We start from the raw sequence: 17,981 nt of genomic DNA, 5'->3' as shown, positions 1-17,981 counted from the left end.
ATGATCGACCACGACAATCCCTTCGACGGTCTCGCGGCCGCCGATGACGACGGCCGCTGGGCCTTCGGGACCGGCTTCGACGACCCCCTGGCCGGGGTGGACACGACCGTGCCCGCGGACGCGGACCCCTCGGCGCTGGCGCGGTACTGCCTCATGCTCGCCGACGATGCCCTGATCAGCGCCCAGAGGCTGACCGAATTGGTCACGCACGCACCAGAATTGGAGGAGGAGGTCGCGCTCGCCAATATCGGTCTGGACCTGCTCGGGCAGGCACGGCTGCTGCTGGCCCGCGCTGCGGCCGCCGATCCCGCCGTCGTGCCGTACCTCTCGGATACCTCACCCGTTCCGCCCGAGGATGCGCTGGCGTTCTTCCGCACCGACGCGCAATTCCGCAATGTACGCCTGTGCGAACTCGACAACGGCGACTTCGCACAGGCGATCACCAGGCTGCTCGTCTTCTCGACCTGGCGGCTGGCGGTCTTCGCGCGGCTACGGGACTCCCGGGATCCGGTGCTGTCGGCAGTGGCGCACAAGGGAGTCAAGGAACTGACCTACCACCGTGATTACGCGGCACGGTGGGCGGTCGTGCTCGGCGCGGGGACCGACGAGTCCCACGGCCGACTGGTCCGGGCGCTAGGCCAGGTCTGGCCCCTCGTTCCAGAACTGTTCATCACCTCCGCTGACGAGACGGCGCTCACGGCGACCGGGGTGGCCGTGGACCCCGCGCGGGTGCGCACCGAGGTCGAGGAGACCCTCGCCACGATTCTTCGGGCTGCGGAAACCACTGCACCCGAGCGGGTTTCGGCCGCCACTGTCGGCGGACGCGCCGGCCGGGACGGCCTGCACACCGAAGCGCTGGGGCTGGTCCTGGCCGAGATGCAGAGCGTGGCCCGCGCCCATCCGGAAGCGTCATGGTGACCGCAGTCTCCACCACCGAGCAAGATCGTGCCCGGGTGGTGGCCGCGGAAGTCGCGGACCCGGAGATGCCGATGCTCACCATCGCCGACCTCGGCGTCCTGCGCGAGGTGCGGGTCGACCACGAGGGTGTGGTCGTCGTGACCATCACCCCCACCTACTCCGGGTGCCCGGCGATGGCGACCATTCGCGCCGACATCGAATACGACCTGCGCGCACACGGTTTCACGGCCGTACGGGTGGACACCGTGCTGTCGCCGCCGTGGAGCAGCGACTGGATCACCCCCGACGGGCGGCGCAAGCTGCGCGAACACGGATACTCCCCGCCCGGCCCAGCCCCGACGCGAACCGGCGGGCCCATCCCGCTGACGCTGGCCGCCCCGCCCCGCGACGTGCGTTGCCCGCACTGCCGCTCGGCCACAACCGAACTCGTCTCACCGTTCTCGGCCACCGCATGCAAGGCGCTGTATCGCTGCCGCGACTGCCTCGAACCGTTCGATCATGTGAAGGAGATCTGAGGTGACCACGACAATGGAACCCACAACCGGCCGATCCCGCGCGTTCCACGCGCTCGAGGTCGCGGCCGTGCAGCGCCTGTGCGACGACGCCGTCGCCGTGACCTTCGCCGTACCCGATCGGCTCGCCGACGAATTCCATTTCCGGCCTGGCCAATTCCTCACACTGCGGCGGACGGTGGACGGCGTCGAGCAGCGGCGGTCGTATTCGATCTGCGCTCCGCAGGGCAGCGCGCCCCGGGTCGGGGTGCGGGAGGTGTCCGGGGGCCTGTTCTCCCACTGGCTGGTCCACGAGGTGACGCCGGGTGATCGCGTGGAGGTGCAGCCCCCGTCCGGCAGCTTCGTCGCCGACCCGGCGAGCGCCGGGCGGCATCTGCTGGTGGGCGCCGGGTCCGGCATCACTCCGCTGCTGTCGATCGCCGCGTCGCTGCTCGCCAATCCCGACAGCCGGGTGACGCTGCTGTACGGCAACCGGCGCACCCGCTCGGTGATGTTCGCCGACGAGCTCGCCGACTTGAAAGACGCCTACGGCGAACGCTTCTCGCTCATCCACGTGCTCTCTCGCGAACCGCGCGACGTCGAGTTGTTCAGCGGTCGGCTGGATGCCGGTCGGCTGCGCGAAATCCTCACGGAGCTCGTGGATGTCGAGGACATCGACCACGCGTGGATCTGCGGGCCGCACGGCATGGTGGACGACACCGTCACCGTGCTGGCCGATTTCGGGGTGGCCGCCGATCGCGTCCACCGGGAGCTCTTCTATGTCGGCGGTACCCCGCCGCCGCCGGAGACGCATCGCGAACCAGGGACGACCGGGCCGAGCAGCCGGGTCACCATCACTCTCGACGGCCGCTCCACCACCGCCGACCTGTCACGGGACCGGACGATTCTGGATGCCGCCGAACAGGTGCGCTCCGATCTGCCCTTCGCGTGCAAGGGCGGAGTGTGCGGCACCTGCCGCGCCAAGATCACCGACGGGGCGGCGGACATGCGGCGCAACTACGCCCTCGAGGACAGCGAGATCGCGGCGGGCTTCGTGCTCACCTGCCAGAGCTACCCGACCACGGACACCCTCACCGTCGACTTCGACGCCTGATCACCACACCGACAGGACATTCCCTTGAGCACCGTCGCTCCCGCGCCCGCCATGGTTCCCGCCGACGATATCGAATTCGCCTCTCGCGACCGCATCGCCGCACTACAACTCGAACGGCTGCGCTGGTCTCTGCAGCACGCCTACGACCATGTTCCCCACTACCGCACCGCGTTCGACGCGGTGGGCGTGCACCCGTCGGACCTGAGAGAACTGGCCGACCTCGCGAAATTCCCGTTCACCACCAAAGCCGACCTGCGGGCCAACTATCCCTTCGGAATGTTCGCGGTTCCGCGCGAACAGGTTTCGCGCATCCACGCCTCCTCCGGTACCACCGGGCAGCCCACGGTCGTCGGCTACACCGCCAATGATCTCGGGCACTGGGCCGACCTCATCGCCCGCAGCTTGCACGCGGCGGGAGTGCGCTCCACCGACGTGGTGCACATCGCCTACGGCTACGGGCTGTTCACCGGGGGACTCGGCGCGCACTACGGCGCGGAACGGCTGGGCTGCACAGTGATTCCCATGTCGGGTGGTATGACCGAGCGCCAGGTGCAGCTGATCCGGGACTTCGAACCCGACGCCATCATGGTGACGCCGTCCTACATGCTGACCCTGCTGGACGCGATGACCCGCCAGGGCATCGACCCGGCGTCGACCTCGTTGCGGGTCGGCGTGTTCGGGGCCGAGCCGTGGACCGAGGCCATGCGCCGCGAACTCGAATCGCAACTGGGCATCGACGCCCTCGACATCTACGGGCTGTCGGAGGTCATCGGACCCGGCGTCGCCATGGAATGCGCGGAAACCAAAGACGGACTGCACATCTGGGAAGACCACTTCTACCCCGAGATCATCGACCCCGAGACCGGGCAGGTACTGCCCGACGGGGTCGAAGGCGAGCTCGTGTTCACCTCGCTGACCAAGGAGGCGTTCCCGGTCATTCGCTACCGCACCCGCGATCTCACCCGCCTGCTGCCCGGCACCGCCCGCACCATGCGCAGAATGCAGAAGATCACCGGCCGCAGCGACGACATGATCATCCTGCGCGGCGTGAACCTGTTCCCCACCCAGATCGAGGAAATCGTCCTCACCGTGCCCGCTCTCGCACCCCAATTCGAATGCGTGCTGGACAGACCCGGCCGGATGGACCGGCTGACCGTACGAGCCGAAGCCCGCCCGGACACCACCGCCGCTGATCGCGAGGCAGCGTCCGCGACCTTGATCCAGCTGGTCAAACAGCGGATCGGCGTCACCGTGAGCGTCGAGGTACTCGCGCCCGAGACCCTCGAACGGTCGTCGGGCAAGGTCCGCCGCCTGATCGACAACCGCCCTCGCTGAACTCGTCTGAGGGAGTACACGATGAACGAACATGTCGGCGAGGATTCCACCGGAACCAACTTCGCCCGCGCCATGCTCGACGTAGATCACGCGTCGACGGACTGCGGAATTCAGTTGCTGGGCAACGGACCCGGATCGGCCACCCTCGCCATGAAGGTCACCGATGACATGCTCAACGGCCACGCCATCACCCACGGCGGCTATGTCTTCCTCCTGGCCGACACCGCCTTCGCGGTGGCCTGCAATGGTTACGGCCGTCCCACGGTGGCCGCCGGCGCGTCGATCACCTACCTGGAACCGACGACCGCCGGCGACGAGCTGGTCGCCGAAGCCGTCGAGCGGGCCCGCTACGGCCGCAATGGCATCTACGACGTCACCGTGCGTCGCGGTGAGATCGTCGTGGCCGAATTCCGCGGCACCAGCCGTGAGATCCGAGCTCGGTCCTGATCGCGATCTGGATCCGGTGCCGAGCTGGAATCCGCCCCGGTAATGCACTCCGTCCCGGGTGCTTCGGCGCGAAGCACTCGGGACGGGCGAACTCATCGGACCGATTCGGTCTGTACTGAACGGGCTACCGGAGCCGCGCTCTCCGTTCGGGCGCGTGTCGCAAACCGGGCCGCTGCCGCTCCCAGCAGGGCGGTGACCGCGAATGTCACACAGACGAACGCGAATTGGCGGCTCGGATCGGTGGTGTGCCGAGTTGTGAGGTTCAGGTAGAACGCGCCGAACGCGGCGACGCCGATCGCGCCCGCGATCTGCAGGCTGGTCATGAACACGCCGCTGATATCGGCAGCGTGCCGGGGTGTCGCGGTGGTGGTGAGATGCACGACCATGCCGCTGTAGCTGGCGCCGAGCCCCAGCCCGCCGACGGCGAGCAGCGCCACCATCAGTCCGGGAGACCGGCTGTCGGCGAACAGCATCGCACTCAGTCCGAGATAGGCGAGTACCACCACCAGGCAGCCGAGGTGCGGCACCATCCGCTGACGGTCGCCGGGGACGTGCGGCAGCAACCGGCCGGGCACACCGAAGGCGACGACCCATGGAATCAGGATGAGACCGGAGAACAACGCGCTGCGGCCGAGACCGTGCTGGAGATACTGCGCGAGGGTGAACAGCAGTGCGTAATACGTTGCCGTCATGAGGGATTGGGACAGCAGACCCCAGGCGATCGAGGGCCGGGTGACCACCGACATGTCGAACAACGGCGAGCCGCCGCCGCGGGTCCGGCGCGATTCCACCGCGAGGAAGATCGCGAAGAATCCGGCGCTCGCGGCCAGGCACAACCACGTCCACAGCGGCCATCCGGCATCGCGTCCCACCGTGAGTGGCAGCACGAGCGTCAGGACGGTTGCCGACAGGACCGTGGCTCCCGGCACGTCGAGCCGCTGGGTGCGGTCGGTAGTTCGGGCGCCGGGTATCGCGAGCAGGCCGATCCCGATGACCGCCACCGCGATCGGCACGTTGATGAGAAATATCGGTCGCCAGTGCAAGCCGAAGAGATTGAACGAGCCCAGCAGCCCGCCGAGCAGCTGCCCGGCCACCGCCCCGCCCGAGAGCGCGATGGCCTGCAACCCCAGTGCGCGGGTGCGTTCCGGACCCGGCGCGAACTGCAGCTGAATGCCCGTCATCACTTGGGGAACCGCGAGCGCGCCACCGATGCCCTGGAGCACTCGCATCGCGATCAGCACAAGGGGATTGGGGGCCAGCCCGCACAACAGCGACGCGAGGCCGAAAAGCGCGACACCGGCCAGGAAGACACGCCGATAGCCCGCGAGATGCCCGAGCCTGGCCCCGAGGATCAGCAAGGTCGCCGAGGCCAGCAGGTATCCGCCGATGACCAACTCGAGTTGCGCGCTGGAGGCGCCCAGATCGTCGCGAATCGACGGCAGCGCCACATTCACGATCGTGGCGTCGGCCTGGTACATGAACGACATGCTGAGCATTGCGGCCAGGCCCCACCGGGCCCCGAGTTCGAGTTTTGGCACAGTTTCACTCCGAAGATCGAATGATCCTCCGCACGAGGAGAATTCACGGACGAGCGACACGGCCGCGCGGGTGACGGCAGCCGTTCGATCGGCGAGCCGGATGGCATTCGAACCGCCGGTCCGTTCCGGCTCGCCTCCTCATCCTGTCTGTGCCACCGGGCCGTCGCTGGCGGGTATCGGCCACAACGCTCAAGTGCTGCCGACGTCCGGCGTGGCGTGCGTTTCCCCGCTGGGAAGCGGATGCGGCGGATCGGGAACCAGAAGGTAGCCCGTCGTGAACGATCGGGCGGGGTGCGATCGAGCCGCCCCGGTTACGACCGCTCGGAGAGGACCGGGCGATGGCCGGGCGCAGATGGGTGGACTCGAAATTGTCGACGGGCAGGGCCATTTGCTCGAGGACCAGGCCGTTGGCGAGGGTGAGCAGGTCCGCGGCATCGGGTTCGGGATAGGCGGATCCTGCCCCGCGGTCGTTCTGCTGCAATCTCGGCCCGCTGAGGCCGCGCCGGTGGCAGCTAGGACGCTGTGGTGGGGCGGGATCGAGCGAAGTCGAGGATGGATGGCCTGCGTGCGAGGTCAGGTCAGCCGCAGGTGATGGCGCTGTTGCACGGGCGATCTGCGCTGCCGGTGAGGATGTTGAGGAGGTTGATTGCGGCGCTGCCGCTGTCCGGGGTGTAGATCGGCTGGGCGACGGTCGGCTGGTCTGTGGATGAGGCGAGTTCCAGGGGAACTCCGTCGGCTGACATGGGAGAGGCGGCGGCGACCGCGGATCCCGCCGCGATCGCGGCGGCGGCAACCGTGGTCACCAGGCTGGTACGGAGAGCGGAGCGAACAGTAGTCATCGTGCGGAAACCCCTCTGTTGGAATGGAATGCGCTCCCAACCATTCCAAGATCATTGTGCCGTAGCCAGCCACGGGTTCCGGTGCCCCGATCAGAGGGGGCACAACGTAATTCGAATACGTGACACCTCACGAAGCGCGCCCAGGACGATGATCCACTTGCCGTTGCCTCGACGATCGCTGTTGGTGGTCGCTGAGCCGAGCGGGACAGTCCCGCAGATGCGCCGAATAAAGCTCGGCTCCAATCACATTCGGTACGGGTCACTCGGGGCGGGCGGCCGACCGGGTGATGAACACCCGTTCCAACAAGGCGCACAGGTGGTTCTGCTCTTCGTCGCTGAGTCTGTTCAGCCCATCCCGGGTGGCATGCATCTTCGCGCGGATCGCGTCGGTGATCTGCTCACCCTCGGTCGTGATGACGAGGTTCGTGACGCGTCGGTCGGATGCGCTGGCCTCGCGGCGCACGAGCCCGCGCTTCTCGAGTCGGTCGATGATCCCGGTGACGTTGGAGGCGTCGCAGGCCATGATTTCGGCCAGGGCGCGCATCGCGACGGGCCCGCGGCGCAGCACGGTCAGGGTCTTGCCTTGGATCGCCGTCAGGTTCTCGCTCGCCGCCGCGAGCGTGAAGTCCCCGTAGTAGGCGCCGAGCGACAGCGAGAGCAGCTCCATGAGCTGGGCGGTGTCGACGCGGGGAGCTGCTGCCATGGGGCCAGCTTATCCGCAGATACTTGACTACCTCAAATATTTACCACTAGCGTCTGACCGTATTGCTTGAAGTTCTCAACCATCGACATTGGCAAGTAATCATGAGGAGCATCCAGTGACCGTCACCGCCTCCGACGCCTCCCGAGCGGCCCACCTGCTGTCCCGGCCCGTCGCACTGAACGGACTGACCGTTCCGAACCGCATCGTGATGGCGCCGATGACACGCATGTTCTCCCCCGGCGGCGTTCCCGGCGAGGACGTGCGGTCCTACTACGCACGCCGCGCCGCCGCGGGCGTCGGCTTGATCGTCACCGAGGGCACCTACGTCGGCCACGATTCGGCCGGACAGAGCGATCGCGTACCGCGCTTCCACGGCGAGGACCAGTTGGCGGGATGGGCCAAGGTCGTCGAGGACGTGCACGCCGCGGGCGGCACGATCGTGCCGCAGCTGTGGCACATCGGCATGGTCCGCAACCATGGCGAGCCGCCCTTCGCCGAGGCGCCCGCGGTCGGCCCCTCCGGCATTCGCGTCGACGGCACCGAAGGCACGGGCAAGGCGATGACCCAGCGCGACCTCGACGACGTGATCGGCGCCTTCGCGGAGGCCGCCGCGGCCGCCGAGCGCATCGGTTTCGACGGCGTCGAACTGCACGGCGCCCACGGCTATCTCCTCGACCAGTTCCTGTGGGAGCGAACCAACCGCCGCACCGACGCCTATGGTGGCGACGCCGTGGCCCGCACACAGTTCGCAGCCGAGATCGTCGCGGCGGTCCGTGCGGTCGTCTCCCCCGACTTCCCGGTGATCTTCCGCTACTCACAGTGGAAGCAAGAGGCCTACAACGCGCGCCTCGCCGAGACCCCGCAGCAGCTCGAAGCAATCCTCGCCCCGCTCGCCGCGGCCGGTGTCGACGCCTTCCACGCCTCCACCCGCCGCTACTGGCTCCCGGAATTCGACGACTCGGACCTGAATCTGGCTGGCTGGACCAAAAAGCTCACCGGCAAAACAACGATCACCGTCGGTTCGGTCGGCCTCGACGGCGACTTCCTGCGCGCCTTCACCGGCGAGGGCGCCGCACTAGGCAGCCTCGACAACCTCCTCGACCGCCTCGAACGCGACGAATTCGACCTGGTAGCAGTCGGCCGCGCGCTCCTCCAGGACCCGGAATGGGCCTCCAAAGTGCTTGCGGGACAGATCGACGAGCTGAAGCCATACGACGCGGCGGCATTGAAGACGCTGAGCTGACGGCCTGCGGGCTCGACCGCCGCACGAGCCAGCGGTCGAGTCCGAGTCGCGGCCGTTTCATCAGATGATCTGCGTACGTTGATTTTCCGATGCCTGCCTGGCCGGTTCGGTCAGGCAGGGCATGCGGCAAGAGCGGACGTATGCCGAGTCGATCGGAGATCGAGCGCTGCTGATGACCGTGTCTGTTGGCGATCTACTTATGGCATTCAGGCATGATCCACGAATGACCGACTGGCCCGCCTCGATTCATGAGCTGTACCAGCAACAACGGCGTCTCACCGACTACCCGACCTCTCGAGAGCCCGGCACGGCAGCGTCCGAGGACGCGATCACCGCAGCCCAGAAACGTCTTGGCGTCGTATTCGACGACAGCGGATCTCGCATACCTTTACCTGCAAGGTAATTGCTCCTTGTCCGGTCATCGCCGAGGATCTTCGGCATGACTCGAGTCGGAGTATTGCTGCCGAGCCGCGAAACCGCGATGACCGGCAGCCACGATGCTGCAGGGCTGGTTGGATTCGGCGAGATCGCCGAAGGTGCCGGATTCGACTCGGTATGGATCGGTGACTCGCCACTGGCTCGCACACGTGTTGATCCGTTGCCCCTACTTGCCGCTGTCGCCGCGACCACCACCCGGGTGCAATTGGGTACGGCCGCGTGGACCGCGACCCTGCGCCATCCCTTGCTCAGTGCGCACACTGCGGCGACAGTGGATCAGCTCAGCCAAGGCAGACTTGTACTCGGCCTCGGCGCCGGATTCCCGCTACCGGAGAGCCGAGACGAATTCGCGGCCATCGGGGTCCCGTTCGACCAGCGAGTGGGGAGGTTGGACGAGACAGTGACGATTTGGCGCGAGAGTTGGTCCGGCGGTAGCCGTTTCGACGGACGCTACTGGAAGTTCGACGACCTTTCGGGTGCGTTGCCCGCAGCGAGCGCGGCGGGGCCGCCGCTGTGGTTGGCCGGTAGCGACACCCCTCGGGTGTTGCAGCGGGTGGCCCGCCATTACGACGGCTGGCTGCCGTTTCTACCCAGCGCGGACGCGTATGCTCGGGCGTGGACTGCCATCCGGGATCTGACGGACCGCCCCGTTACCGCCGGTATGTACGCGACGATCAACCTCGATCCGGACTCCACGAAGGCGCGTGCCGAGCTCGACGGGTACGTCCGCCAGTACTATCGGCGCTCACTCGACGAAATGTCGACGGTCCAAGCATATTTCGGTGGTTCCCCCGAGGAGTGCATCGACTGGCTGGGCCGCTACCTCGACGCAGGCGCCGAACATTTGGTATTGCGCCTCGGCTCGCTCGACGCCCGCCGGCAACTCGACGCACTGGCCCAGGCGTTGCCCGCACTGAGAGCGGCGCTGTAGATCGATCGTTTCGGAGGCGGGCTGCCCGCAGGGTGATCAGTGGTTGGGGTCGAGGTGTGCGTCGAGGAAGGTATGGAAGGTGTCGAGGACTGTGGTGGGTTTCAGGGTTACGGCGCCGAGGAAACCGTGGTCGGTGAGCGGGTAGATGATGCATTGGTGTGGTGTGCCGACGGCGGTGAGTGCTCGGTCGAGCAGCGTGCTTTGTCCTGGCGGGACGATGTGGTCGAGGCTGCCGTGCTGAATAAGCATGGGTGGGGTCGCGGGGTTGACGTAACTGAGTGGGCTGGCGGTGCGGCTGAGTTCGGGGCATTGGGCGGGAGGGCATCCCAGAAACGCCGCCTCGGGGCTGCCGACGCCGTGTGAGAGCGCGATCGGCGCGACCGCTTGGCTGTCCATGCTCATGAAGTCGGTCGGCCCGTACCAGTCCACGGCGGCCTGGACGCTGCTGGAGACGCCGGTGAGGCCTTCGTCCCCTTCGAGAGCGGGGAGATCACCGGTGGTGGCGAGCATGGCGGAGAACCATCCTCCGGCGGATTCGCCCCAGGCGGCGAAGCGGTGCGGGTCCAGATTCAATTCCTCGGCGTGGGCACGTAGCCAGCGCACGCCAGCCTTGACGTCGTGCAGGGGCAGCGGGAATTGCGCCTCGCCGGAGAGGCGGTAGTCCAGGCTGGCCACGGCGTATCCGCGGTCGACCAGATCGGCGAAAATGCTTCGAGGAAAACGGATCCCGCCGACGATGGGCAGCCAGCCCTCCTTGCCCATCAGGGCGAAGGCACCGCCGTGGATGTAGATCACCAGCGGTCGGGGGCCGGTCCAGCGCGACGCCGGTGGCTGGAACAGATCGAGTGCGAGATCTCGGCCCGCACCGACGGTCGCGTAGACGAGGTTGTAGCGGGCTTGTCCGCCGTCGGCGAAGTCGACCGGCTGACCGGCCGCGGTGCGGGGCACGAACGCCCGTGCCACCAGGGCTGCTGCCGATTGGACAACGTCGAAAAATCTGAACCGGCTCACCGCGCGCACCTCGATCTTGTCGTGTAGGTGGCCGAACTTTAGTAGCCCCGGTGTGGCTGGTCGAGATTAGGATTTCGCTGAGTGAAAAGCAGGAGGATCCATGGCAGGCAACACCACGCCCGCGGGCGCCACAGTGATCTCCCGCGTTCTGGCGTTGCTGGGTGCCTTCGACGAGCATCACCGCCGCCTCACCCTCACCCAGCTCGCTCGCCGCACCGGCCTGTCTCCCGCGACGGTGTACCGGCACACCGGAGAGCTCGTCGCTGGTGGTGTGCTGACCCGAAACAGTCATGGCGAGTACATGATCGGCCACAAGATGTGGGAGCTCGGACTGTTGGCGCCGGTGCAGACCGACCTGCGCCAGGTCGCCTCGCCGTTCCTGCAGGACCTTTACGCGACCACTCGCGCGACCGTGCATCTCGCGATCCGGGAAGACACCGAGGTGCTGTATCTGGAACGGCTGTCGGGCAACGCGTCGGTGCCCGTACTCAGCTGGGCCGGAAGCAAACTCCCGCTGCACGCCACCGGCGTGGGGAAAGTGCTGCTGGCCTACGCACCACCACGGATCCGTGAGCGCGTCCTACAACAATTGCCCCGATTCACCCGGTACACCGTGACCGAGCCCGCACGCCTCACCGCTCAACTGTCCGCGGTTCGCCGTCACGGCTACGCCACCACCGTCGAAGAGATGACGCTGGGGGCGTGCTCGGTCGCCGTCCCCGTCCACACTCCCGGTCGCGACACCGGTGACATCGCCGCATTGGGTATCGTGGTTCCCGCACTGCCCCGTGATCGCGCCCGCCTCACCGCGGCGTTGCACGTGACGGCACAAGGCATTTCACGCAGCCTGCCGCCGCCGACTGACCATCCCGGTCCGCAGGATGCTCCGAACTGGGATGCCGGTTGACAGCATCACAAGGAGGCGCACCTGCGACCTGGGGGTTCTCTGTTCGGCTGACGCTGTCTCACATCGCGACGCCCGAGCCACCCGAAGCGCAGATCCGCGGTACCCCAGATGCGACTCAGGTTCCCGTCCTGGAATCGGCATACGGTGCGTTCGTCTGGGCCTTGGATGCGTTCCTCGGGTGAACGCGGCAGCGGCTGGGTATCGTCAGAGGCCGTAAGCGGAGATCGCACTTGATTATCGGTGTGTATCAACAGTTTTGAAGGCTGCGCGGATGGTCGGCGCAGCAACCGATGGGGGGTCGGCTTGTCGAGACTGCGGTTGTGGCCGTGTTGATCCGAGCTGCCGAGACCGGCGACATCGATTCCGTGGCAGGCGTGCTGGCGACGGCATTCGACGACGACCCCTATGTCGGGTGGCTGCTTCCGGACTCCGAGTCGCGGGTGGCGCGCGCCACGAAGATGTTCACCACCCTGACCCGGCACCACCTGCTGCACGGTCATGTCGATGTCGCCGTTGGCGCGTCCGGCACCGTGCAGGGTGCGACCCTGTGGACGCCACCCGATCGTTGGCGGCGCACCATTCGCTCTCAAATGAGCATGTTGCCCGGCCTGTTACGGGCATTGGGCCGCGTATTCCGCGGCTGGGACTGGCCGATCACCAAAAACAGCGCGTACACCCGAGCGAGCCACACTGGTACCTACAGGCGATCGGAACATCTCCGGGCGCGCGAGGACTGGGTTATGGCCGCGAGCTACTGCAGTCGCGACTGGGCCCCTGTGACCACGAAAACGCTTCCGCCTACCTGGAAACCAGCAATCCGGGAAATCTCGCCTACTACGAGCGCTTCGGATTTACGGTTCGTGATCAGATGACGATGTACTTCGGCGGCCCACGAGTGTGGTTGATGTGGCGGCCCCCGCAGCAGGACGGTCGCTGAGCCGCAAGAAGCGGCGGCATCCAGCCCGGCATCGGTCAGATCGGCGACCGCGCACTCGAACCAGGAGATCAGCGCCTCGCTCCAGGTCGGGGAATGCGGGCCGGCGACTTGTCCGAATCCCGGCCCGGACGGCAGAGGGTAGGCGTCGCGGTCAGGCGGTCCGTTCGTCGAGTCGGACCGTGATGGTATCGCCAGGCGACTTGCCCAGGGCCCGAAGGAGATCCGCCTTCACCGGCAACTTGTGGGTTCCGTCGCCGAGCGCCATGAATGAGCTGCGGAACGGTATGCCGTCCATGGTGCCGCGTACTTTCACCAAGCTGCGGGTGCCGAAGTATTCCGCCGAGCCGGGCATGACGACATATGTCCAGCCGCCCGGGGCGGGGCTGCGCTGCAGGACCGCGCTGAACTCGACGTCGAGAGGGCCTTGCCTGTGGGGAGTTGCCGTCATGGCCTGTCCTTTCCGCGCTCGATCAGGCGTCAATGGATGAGGCCGAGGACAGTCCCCAGCAACGCCAATTTGAGCAGCCAGTCGCCTGCGTGCATGCCGGCAGTGACAGGCGCGACACGCTCCCACATGATCGACCCGGTCAGCAGGATGACCGGCAGGCCGATCCACAGCATGACCGCGAGCAGCAGACCTCCGGATACCGACTGCATACCCGAACGAGCTGCGACCCAATGGAACACGCCCGCCAGGACAACCGTCCGCAGCAGCTCGCATACCACTTTCCAGGGTGTGGGCCGTCCGCCGCGATCCAATGCCGCGGCGCCGAGCACCCGCCGCTCCAGCGGAGTGACGACTGTGTAGTAGACGGAACTGACTACAAATGCCGCCAACGCGGCTACCGCGATTCCGACGACGAGCATCCGAACTCCTCTATTTTAGTACTTATGCGTACAGTATTCGTGCATTTTTGAACTGTCAAGTACTAAAATGGCGTCATGTCGAGTACGCGCGGACGGGGCCGTCCCCGGGGAAGTAGTGGTGCGGAGTTGTTGAGCATCGCTCGAAACGAGTTCGTCAGACATGGGTTCGATAGAGCGACCATGGACTCCGTTGCGGCGCATTCGGGCGTGTCCAAGCAGACGCTGTATCGCACCTACCGGTCCAAGGACCTGCTCTTCGCGGCTGTGGTCCGCGACTGGGTGGATCGGGGGTACGACGCGTTGCGGCCGCACGCCCTCGCCCTGCTGAACTCGACCGATATCGCCGAGGGCCTCTGTCGGCTGGCCACTGTTCTACAGGCGGGAATCCTCAGCGCTGGGGTGATGCAGATGCGCACCTTGGTCGCCGCCCAGGCAGCATCCTTTCCCGACGTCGCTCGGGACTATGTCGCCCGCAGTTGGGACCGCAATATCAACACACTTGCCGAGGTGCTCGCCGAACTCACCGAGCGCGGCGAGTTGCGCCTCGAACACCCCCGCATCGCGGCCGAGCAGTTCGTGTGGCTGGCGATCGGCGGTCCGCTCAACCGGCTTTCGTTGTGTGGCGACCGGATTCACGACGACGACCTTTCGCTCGTCGCCGGAGAAGCAGTCGCCACCTTCCTCGGTCGCTACCGGACAGAGCCACCGCGAGGGCTGCCTCGGCCGTAGCGGGACACGATTTTGCCTCGGATCAACGAGGCGAATCCAACCCATGCCGACTCACGAATGTGAGGCACCGCCTTGGCCGCCCGCCAGGGTTGATGTGCCGGACCCGTTTCCACCCTTGCCCCACCCGCGGATGGAGCCGGTCGGCGAGCGAGATCGGCAGACTTCGATTCCGGGTTGACCGACAGTCATCGGAGGTTGTGGGATGGAATTTCGCCGGATCCGGCTCATCGGCGCGCTGTCGGCGGCCGTGCTCGTCGCGGCGGGGTGCACCGCGCGCACGCCGGGTACGAGCGGGCCTGACGAGTTGCGCTGGAGTGCCTGCCCGCCGGGGACACCGAATGCAGAAGGCGTTGCCGCACAGCGTGATCCGGCGCAACAGTGCGCGACCTTGACGGTGCCGCGTGACTATTCGGCGGCGGACAGGGGCGCCATCACGGTGGCGGTGTCGCGGATCGCAACGGCGAAGCCCGGTGCGCGAAAGGGCTTTCTGCTCGTGTCGCCGGGAGGGCCGGGCGTGCCGGGGTTGGATCAGCCGGGTGTCATGCGCGGCCAGCTACCTGCCGCGATAACCGATGCCTACGACCTGGTCGGCCTCGATGACCGAGGCATCGGGAACAGCGCGCCGGTGCATTGCGGGCTGGACGACGCCGATCGTGCGGCGGCCGTGGCGGGGGTGCCGTTTCCGGCGCCGGATGGCACGGTGGACGCGAATATCGCCTATGCGAAACGGGTCGCCGACACGTGCGCCCGCAATGCGGGTGACTACCTGCGCGACCTCACCACGGCCAATGTCGCGCGGGATATCGACCGGTTCCGGGCAGCGCTTCGCGCACCCACGCTGTCGTATCTGGGCACCTCGTACGGCACCTACCTCGGCGCGGTGTACGCGACCCTGTTCCCGTCGCACACCGACCGGGTGGTGCTCGACAGCGTCGTCAACCCGCTGGGCATGCAGACCTCGGCGCGCGACATGTTCAGCCGGGGAGCCCAGGATGCCTTCCCCGCGCTGGCGCGGTGGCTGGCGGCCGCGGACGCCACACTGCACCTCGGCACCGACGAATCCCAGGTCGAGGACTCCTACTACCGGACCGCCGAACGACTCGACCACACGCCGATCCGATTCGGGAACGGCCGCGTCCTGGATGGCAACGGACTACGCATCCTCGTCTACGAGTGCGAGCAGAACGAGAAGCTCTATCCCTTGGTGGACAACGCGTTCCGAGTCGCGAACGGCGAGACGGCACCGGCGAGCACTGGCGCGGCGTCGAATTCGGCCGCGCTGCCGACCGAGATCCCCGACAACTTCCTGTCCGCCCAATACGCCGTCATGTGCGACGACCTGCACTGGCAACCCGATACCGGCCAGTTCCCCGGTGCCGTCGCCGCGGACAAGGCGAAGTACCCCATCGGCAACGGCTTCGGCGGCAGCCCCTGGGTCTGCAACTACTGGCACTACCCGCCGAAACAGGAACCGGTCCGGATCGGCGACGACGGCCCGGCCGATATCCTGCTGCTGCAGAACCGCTTCGACCCGTCGACTCCGTATTCCGGTGCCCGCCAAACCCTGACGGCCCTGGGCACGCGGGCCGCGATGGTGACAGTCGAAAACACCGGTCACGGAGTCGATTTCAGCGATTCCTGTGTCCAGGCCGCCCTGATCTCCTTCTTCGCCGGCGGACATCTGCCCACCGGCGACCCCACCTGTCGATAGGCGGCGATCCCGGAAACCGAAGCCGCCTCAGTACTTCAGCATCACTTGGTGATCTAGCTGTCGTAGGTCATGAACGAGACCGACTCGGTGTTGATGTCGAGCTCCATTCGATCGCGACACGGCTGAGCCGCCGGCAGGCCATGGCCCACCGGCGGTCCAGCCGCATTCGCTCTCAGACGTAGGTGAAGGCGACACCGTTACTGGTGCCACCTCCGGTCGTGGCGGTGATCTGCACCGTCCCGGCCGCCTGCGCCGGGGCGACGGCGGTGATCTGGATTGCGGAATCAACCGTGAACGAAGTCGCCGGTGTGCCACCGAAACTCACTGCGGTGGCGCCGGTGAGGTTCGTCCCGGCGAGCACGACCGTGGTCCCGCCGGCCACCGAACCGGTGGCCGGCACCGCCGCGCTCAGGGTGGGTACCGCGACGTAGGTGTAGGCGACGCCGTTGCTGGTTCCGCCTGCGGTGGTGACGGTGATCTGTGCGGTTCCCGCTGTCCCGGCAGGGGCAACCGCGGTGATCTGGATTGCGGAATTGACTGTGAACGAAGTCGCCGGTGTGCCACCGAAACTCACCGCGGTGGCGCCGGTGAGGTTCGTCCCGGCGAGTACGACCGTCGTCTCGCCCGTCACCGGACCGACGTTCGGTACCGCCGTGGTCAGGGTGGGTACCGCGACATAGGTGAAGGCGACGCCGTTGCTGGTTCCGCCCGCAGTGGTGGCAGTGACCACTACGGTTCCCGCTGTCCCGGCAGGGGCAACCGCGGTGATCTGGGTGGCCGAGTTGACGGTGAACGAGGTCGCCGGTGTCCCACCGAAACTCACCGCCGTCGCACCGGTCAGGTTCGTCCCGGCGAGTACGACGGTGGTTCCGCCGGTCACCGGACCGACGTTCGGTACCGCCGTGGTCAGCGTGGGTACCGCGACATAGGTGAAGGCGACGCCGTTGCTGGTTCCGCCCGCAGTGGTGGCAGTGACCACTACGGTTCCCGCTGTCCCGGCAGGGGCAACCGCGGTGATCTGGGTGGCGGAATTGACTGTGAACGAAGTCGCCGGTGTGCCACCGAAACTCACTGCGGTGGCGCCGGTGAGGTTCGTGCCGGTGAGCACGACGGTGGTTCCGCCGGTCACCGGACCGACGTTCGGTACCGCCGTGGTCAGGGTGGGTACCGCGACGTAGGTGTAGGCGACGCCGTTGCTGGTTCCGCCTGCGGTGGTGACGGTGATCTGTACGGTCCCCGCAGTCCCTGCAGGAGCGACCGCGGTGATCTGGATTGCGGAATTGACTGTGAACGAAGTCGCCGGTACGCCACCGAAACTCACCGCCGTCGCACCCGTGAGGGCGGTGCCGGTGAGCACGACGGTCGTTCCGCCGGTCACCGGACCGACGTTGGGTACCACGGTGGTCAGCGTGGGCACCGCGACATAGGTGAAGGAGATACCGTTGCTGGTTCCGCCCGCAGTGGTGACGGTGATCAGTACGGTCCCTGCTGTCCCGGCGGGTGCGACGGCGGTGATCTGGGTGGCGGAGTTCACGGTGAACGAGGTTGCCGGTGTGCCACCGAAACTCACTGCGGTGGCGCCGGTGAGGTTCGTGCCGGTGAGCACGACGGTGGTTCCGCCGGCCACCGGACCGACGTTGGGTACCACGGTGGTCAGCGTGGGTACCGCGACAAAGGTGAAGGCGACACCGTTGCTGGTTCCGCCCGCAGTGGAGACGGTCACCAGCACGGTCCCCGCAGTCCCCGCGGGTGCGACCGCGGTGATCTGGGTGGCCGAGTTGACGGTGAACGAGGTTGCCGGTGTCCCACCGAAACTCACCGC

Annotated in this window: 18 protein-coding genes; 11 read left to right on the top strand and 7 right to left on the bottom strand. The window is 66.9% G+C overall.

The window, feature by feature from the left end; translation table 11 throughout:
* From paaC to paaI, 5 genes are read left to right on the top strand one after another with little or no spacing between them, the layout of a single operon-like run.
* The gene (gene paaC / locus ABZ909_RS41610) at positions 1–918 is read left to right on the top strand and encodes a 1,2-phenylacetyl-CoA epoxidase subunit PaaC (RefSeq protein ID WP_357011572.1); all 918 of its coding nucleotides are present in this window, start codon (positions 1–3) and stop codon (positions 916–918) included.
* Entirely contained in the window at positions 912–1,433 is a 522-nt protein-coding gene (gene paaD, locus ABZ909_RS41605) for a 1,2-phenylacetyl-CoA epoxidase subunit PaaD (RefSeq protein WP_357011570.1), read from the top strand. Before paaC ends, paaD begins: the two co-directional genes overlap by 7 nt.
* 13 nt (positions 1,434–1,446) lie before the next feature.
* Positions 1,447–2,523 (top strand): 1,2-phenylacetyl-CoA epoxidase subunit PaaE, encoded by a 1,077-nt coding sequence (gene paaE / locus ABZ909_RS41600; RefSeq protein ID WP_357011598.1) that lies wholly within the window; start codon positions 1,447–1,449, stop codon positions 2,521–2,523.
* 51 nt (positions 2,524–2,574) lie between these two features.
* On the top strand, positions 2,575–3,858 hold the full coding sequence (gene paaK, locus ABZ909_RS41595; RefSeq protein ID WP_357011596.1) for a phenylacetate--CoA ligase PaaK: 1,284 nt from the start codon (positions 2,575–2,577) through the stop codon (positions 3,856–3,858).
* Positions 3,859–3,879: 21 nt separating this feature from the next.
* On the top strand, positions 3,880–4,305 hold the full coding sequence (gene paaI, locus ABZ909_RS41590; protein WP_357011568.1) for a hydroxyphenylacetyl-CoA thioesterase PaaI: 426 nt from the start codon (positions 3,880–3,882) through the stop codon (positions 4,303–4,305).
* 92 nt (positions 4,306–4,397) lie between these two features.
* On the opposite strand, the gene ABZ909_RS41585 is transcribed toward paaI, so the two are convergent.
* The 3 genes from ABZ909_RS41585 to ABZ909_RS41575 form a co-directional block, all read right to left on the bottom strand.
* Entirely contained in the window at positions 4,398–5,843 is a 1,446-nt protein-coding gene (locus tag ABZ909_RS41585; protein ID WP_357011566.1) for an MFS transporter, read from the bottom strand.
* A gap of 578 nt (positions 5,844–6,421) precedes the next feature.
* Complete coding sequence (locus ABZ909_RS41580) at positions 6,422–6,682, bottom strand: hypothetical protein (protein WP_357011564.1); 261 nt, start codon at positions 6,680–6,682, stop codon at positions 6,422–6,424.
* 259 nt (positions 6,683–6,941) lie between these two features.
* Complete coding sequence (locus tag ABZ909_RS41575) at positions 6,942–7,385, bottom strand: MarR family transcriptional regulator (protein WP_357011562.1); 444 nt, start codon at positions 7,383–7,385, stop codon at positions 6,942–6,944.
* 115 nt (positions 7,386–7,500) lie between these two features.
* Here ABZ909_RS41575 and ABZ909_RS41570 point away from each other — a divergent pair, with 115 nt between their 5' ends.
* Positions 7,501–8,628 (top strand): NADH:flavin oxidoreductase, encoded by a 1,128-nt coding sequence (locus ABZ909_RS41570; RefSeq protein WP_357011560.1) that lies wholly within the window; start codon positions 7,501–7,503, stop codon positions 8,626–8,628.
* A gap of 439 nt (positions 8,629–9,067) precedes the next feature.
* A complete protein-coding gene (locus ABZ909_RS41565; protein WP_357011558.1) occupies positions 9,068–9,997 on the top strand; it encodes an LLM class flavin-dependent oxidoreductase in 930 nt (309 codons plus the stop codon).
* Between the two features lie 36 nt (positions 9,998–10,033).
* On the opposite strand, the gene ABZ909_RS41560 is transcribed toward ABZ909_RS41565, so the two are convergent.
* A complete protein-coding gene (locus ABZ909_RS41560) occupies positions 10,034–11,008 on the bottom strand; it encodes an alpha/beta hydrolase (RefSeq protein ID WP_357011556.1) in 975 nt (324 codons plus the stop codon).
* 100 nt (positions 11,009–11,108) lie between these two features.
* Between ABZ909_RS41560 and ABZ909_RS41555 the strand changes: the two genes are divergently transcribed.
* Together ABZ909_RS41555 and ABZ909_RS41550 are read left to right on the top strand one after the other, a co-directional pair.
* Positions 11,109–11,915, top strand: a complete 807-nt coding sequence (locus tag ABZ909_RS41555) for an IclR family transcriptional regulator (RefSeq protein WP_357011554.1) — start codon at positions 11,109–11,111, stop codon at positions 11,913–11,915.
* A 271-nt stretch (positions 11,916–12,186) separates the two neighbouring features.
* Complete coding sequence (locus ABZ909_RS41550; RefSeq protein WP_357011552.1) at positions 12,187–12,852, top strand: GNAT family N-acetyltransferase; 666 nt, start codon at positions 12,187–12,189, stop codon at positions 12,850–12,852.
* A gap of 151 nt (positions 12,853–13,003) precedes the next feature.
* Here the strand turns inward: ABZ909_RS41550 and ABZ909_RS41545 are convergent, their stop codons facing one another.
* Both ABZ909_RS41545 and ABZ909_RS41540 read right to left on the bottom strand, forming a co-directional pair.
* A complete protein-coding gene (locus ABZ909_RS41545) occupies positions 13,004–13,300 on the bottom strand; it encodes a DUF1905 domain-containing protein (RefSeq protein WP_357011550.1) in 297 nt (98 codons plus the stop codon).
* A 29-nt stretch (positions 13,301–13,329) separates the two neighbouring features.
* On the bottom strand, positions 13,330–13,719 hold the full coding sequence (locus ABZ909_RS41540; protein ID WP_357011548.1) for a DUF1761 domain-containing protein: 390 nt from the start codon (positions 13,717–13,719) through the stop codon (positions 13,330–13,332).
* Positions 13,720–13,794: 75 nt separating this feature from the next.
* On the opposite strand from ABZ909_RS41540, the gene ABZ909_RS41535 reads away from it, so the two are divergent.
* Positions 13,795–14,448 (top strand): TetR/AcrR family transcriptional regulator, encoded by a 654-nt coding sequence (locus ABZ909_RS41535; protein ID WP_357011546.1) that lies wholly within the window; start codon positions 13,795–13,797, stop codon positions 14,446–14,448.
* A 202-nt stretch (positions 14,449–14,650) separates the two neighbouring features.
* Positions 14,651–16,159 carry an alpha/beta hydrolase gene (locus ABZ909_RS41530; protein ID WP_357011544.1) on the top strand — a complete coding sequence of 503 codons (1,509 nt, stop codon included), beginning with the start codon at positions 14,651–14,653 and terminating at the stop codon, positions 16,157–16,159.
* A 172-nt stretch (positions 16,160–16,331) separates the two neighbouring features.
* On the opposite strand, the gene ABZ909_RS41525 is transcribed toward ABZ909_RS41530, so the two are convergent.
* Positions 16,332–17,981, bottom strand: a 1,650-nt coding sequence (locus ABZ909_RS41525; protein WP_357011542.1) for an IPT/TIG domain-containing protein, incomplete at its 5' end; no start/stop codon positions are given.

This window comes from Nocardia sp. NPDC046763, assembly GCF_040645495.1.
In the GTDB taxonomy this organism is placed as follows: Bacteria; Actinomycetota; Actinomycetes; order Mycobacteriales; family Mycobacteriaceae; genus Nocardia.
This window is presented reverse-complemented; position numbering and strand designations above follow the sequence as displayed.

Bases quoted from the DNA above. Each gene is read 5' to 3' on its own strand.
- paaC (WP_357011572.1), top strand. From the start codon at position 1: ATGATCGACCACGACAATCCCTTCGACGGTCTCGCGGCCGCCGATGAC.
- paaK (WP_357011596.1), top strand. From the start codon at position 2,575: ATGGTTCCCGCCGACGATATCGAATTCGCCTCTCGCGACCGCATCGCC.
- ABZ909_RS41530 (WP_357011544.1), top strand. From the start codon at position 14,651: ATGGAATTTCGCCGGATCCGGCTCATCGGCGCGCTGTCGGCGGCCGTG.
- paaI (WP_357011568.1), top strand. From the start codon at position 3,880: ATGAACGAACATGTCGGCGAGGATTCCACCGGAACCAACTTCGCCCGC.
- ABZ909_RS41535 (WP_357011546.1), top strand. From the start codon at position 13,795: ATGTCGAGTACGCGCGGACGGGGCCGTCCCCGGGGAAGTAGTGGTGCG.
- ABZ909_RS41550 (WP_357011552.1), top strand. From the start codon at position 12,187: ATGGTCGGCGCAGCAACCGATGGGGGGTCGGCTTGTCGAGACTGCGGT.
- ABZ909_RS41580 (WP_357011564.1), bottom strand. From the start codon at position 6,682: ATGACTACTGTTCGCTCCGCTCTCCGTACCAGCCTGGTGACCACGGTT.
- ABZ909_RS41555 (WP_357011554.1), top strand. From the start codon at position 11,109: ATGGCAGGCAACACCACGCCCGCGGGCGCCACAGTGATCTCCCGCGTT.
- ABZ909_RS41545 (WP_357011550.1), bottom strand. From the start codon at position 13,300: ATGACGGCAACTCCCCACAGGCAAGGCCCTCTCGACGTCGAGTTCAGC.
- paaE (WP_357011598.1), top strand. From the start codon at position 1,447: ATGGAACCCACAACCGGCCGATCCCGCGCGTTCCACGCGCTCGAGGTC.
- paaD (WP_357011570.1), top strand. From the start codon at position 912: ATGGTGACCGCAGTCTCCACCACCGAGCAAGATCGTGCCCGGGTGGTG.
- ABZ909_RS41575 (WP_357011562.1), bottom strand. From the start codon at position 7,385: ATGGCAGCAGCTCCCCGCGTCGACACCGCCCAGCTCATGGAGCTGCTC.
- ABZ909_RS41565 (WP_357011558.1), top strand. From the start codon at position 9,068: ATGACTCGAGTCGGAGTATTGCTGCCGAGCCGCGAAACCGCGATGACC.
- ABZ909_RS41540 (WP_357011548.1), bottom strand. From the start codon at position 13,719: ATGCTCGTCGTCGGAATCGCGGTAGCCGCGTTGGCGGCATTTGTAGTC.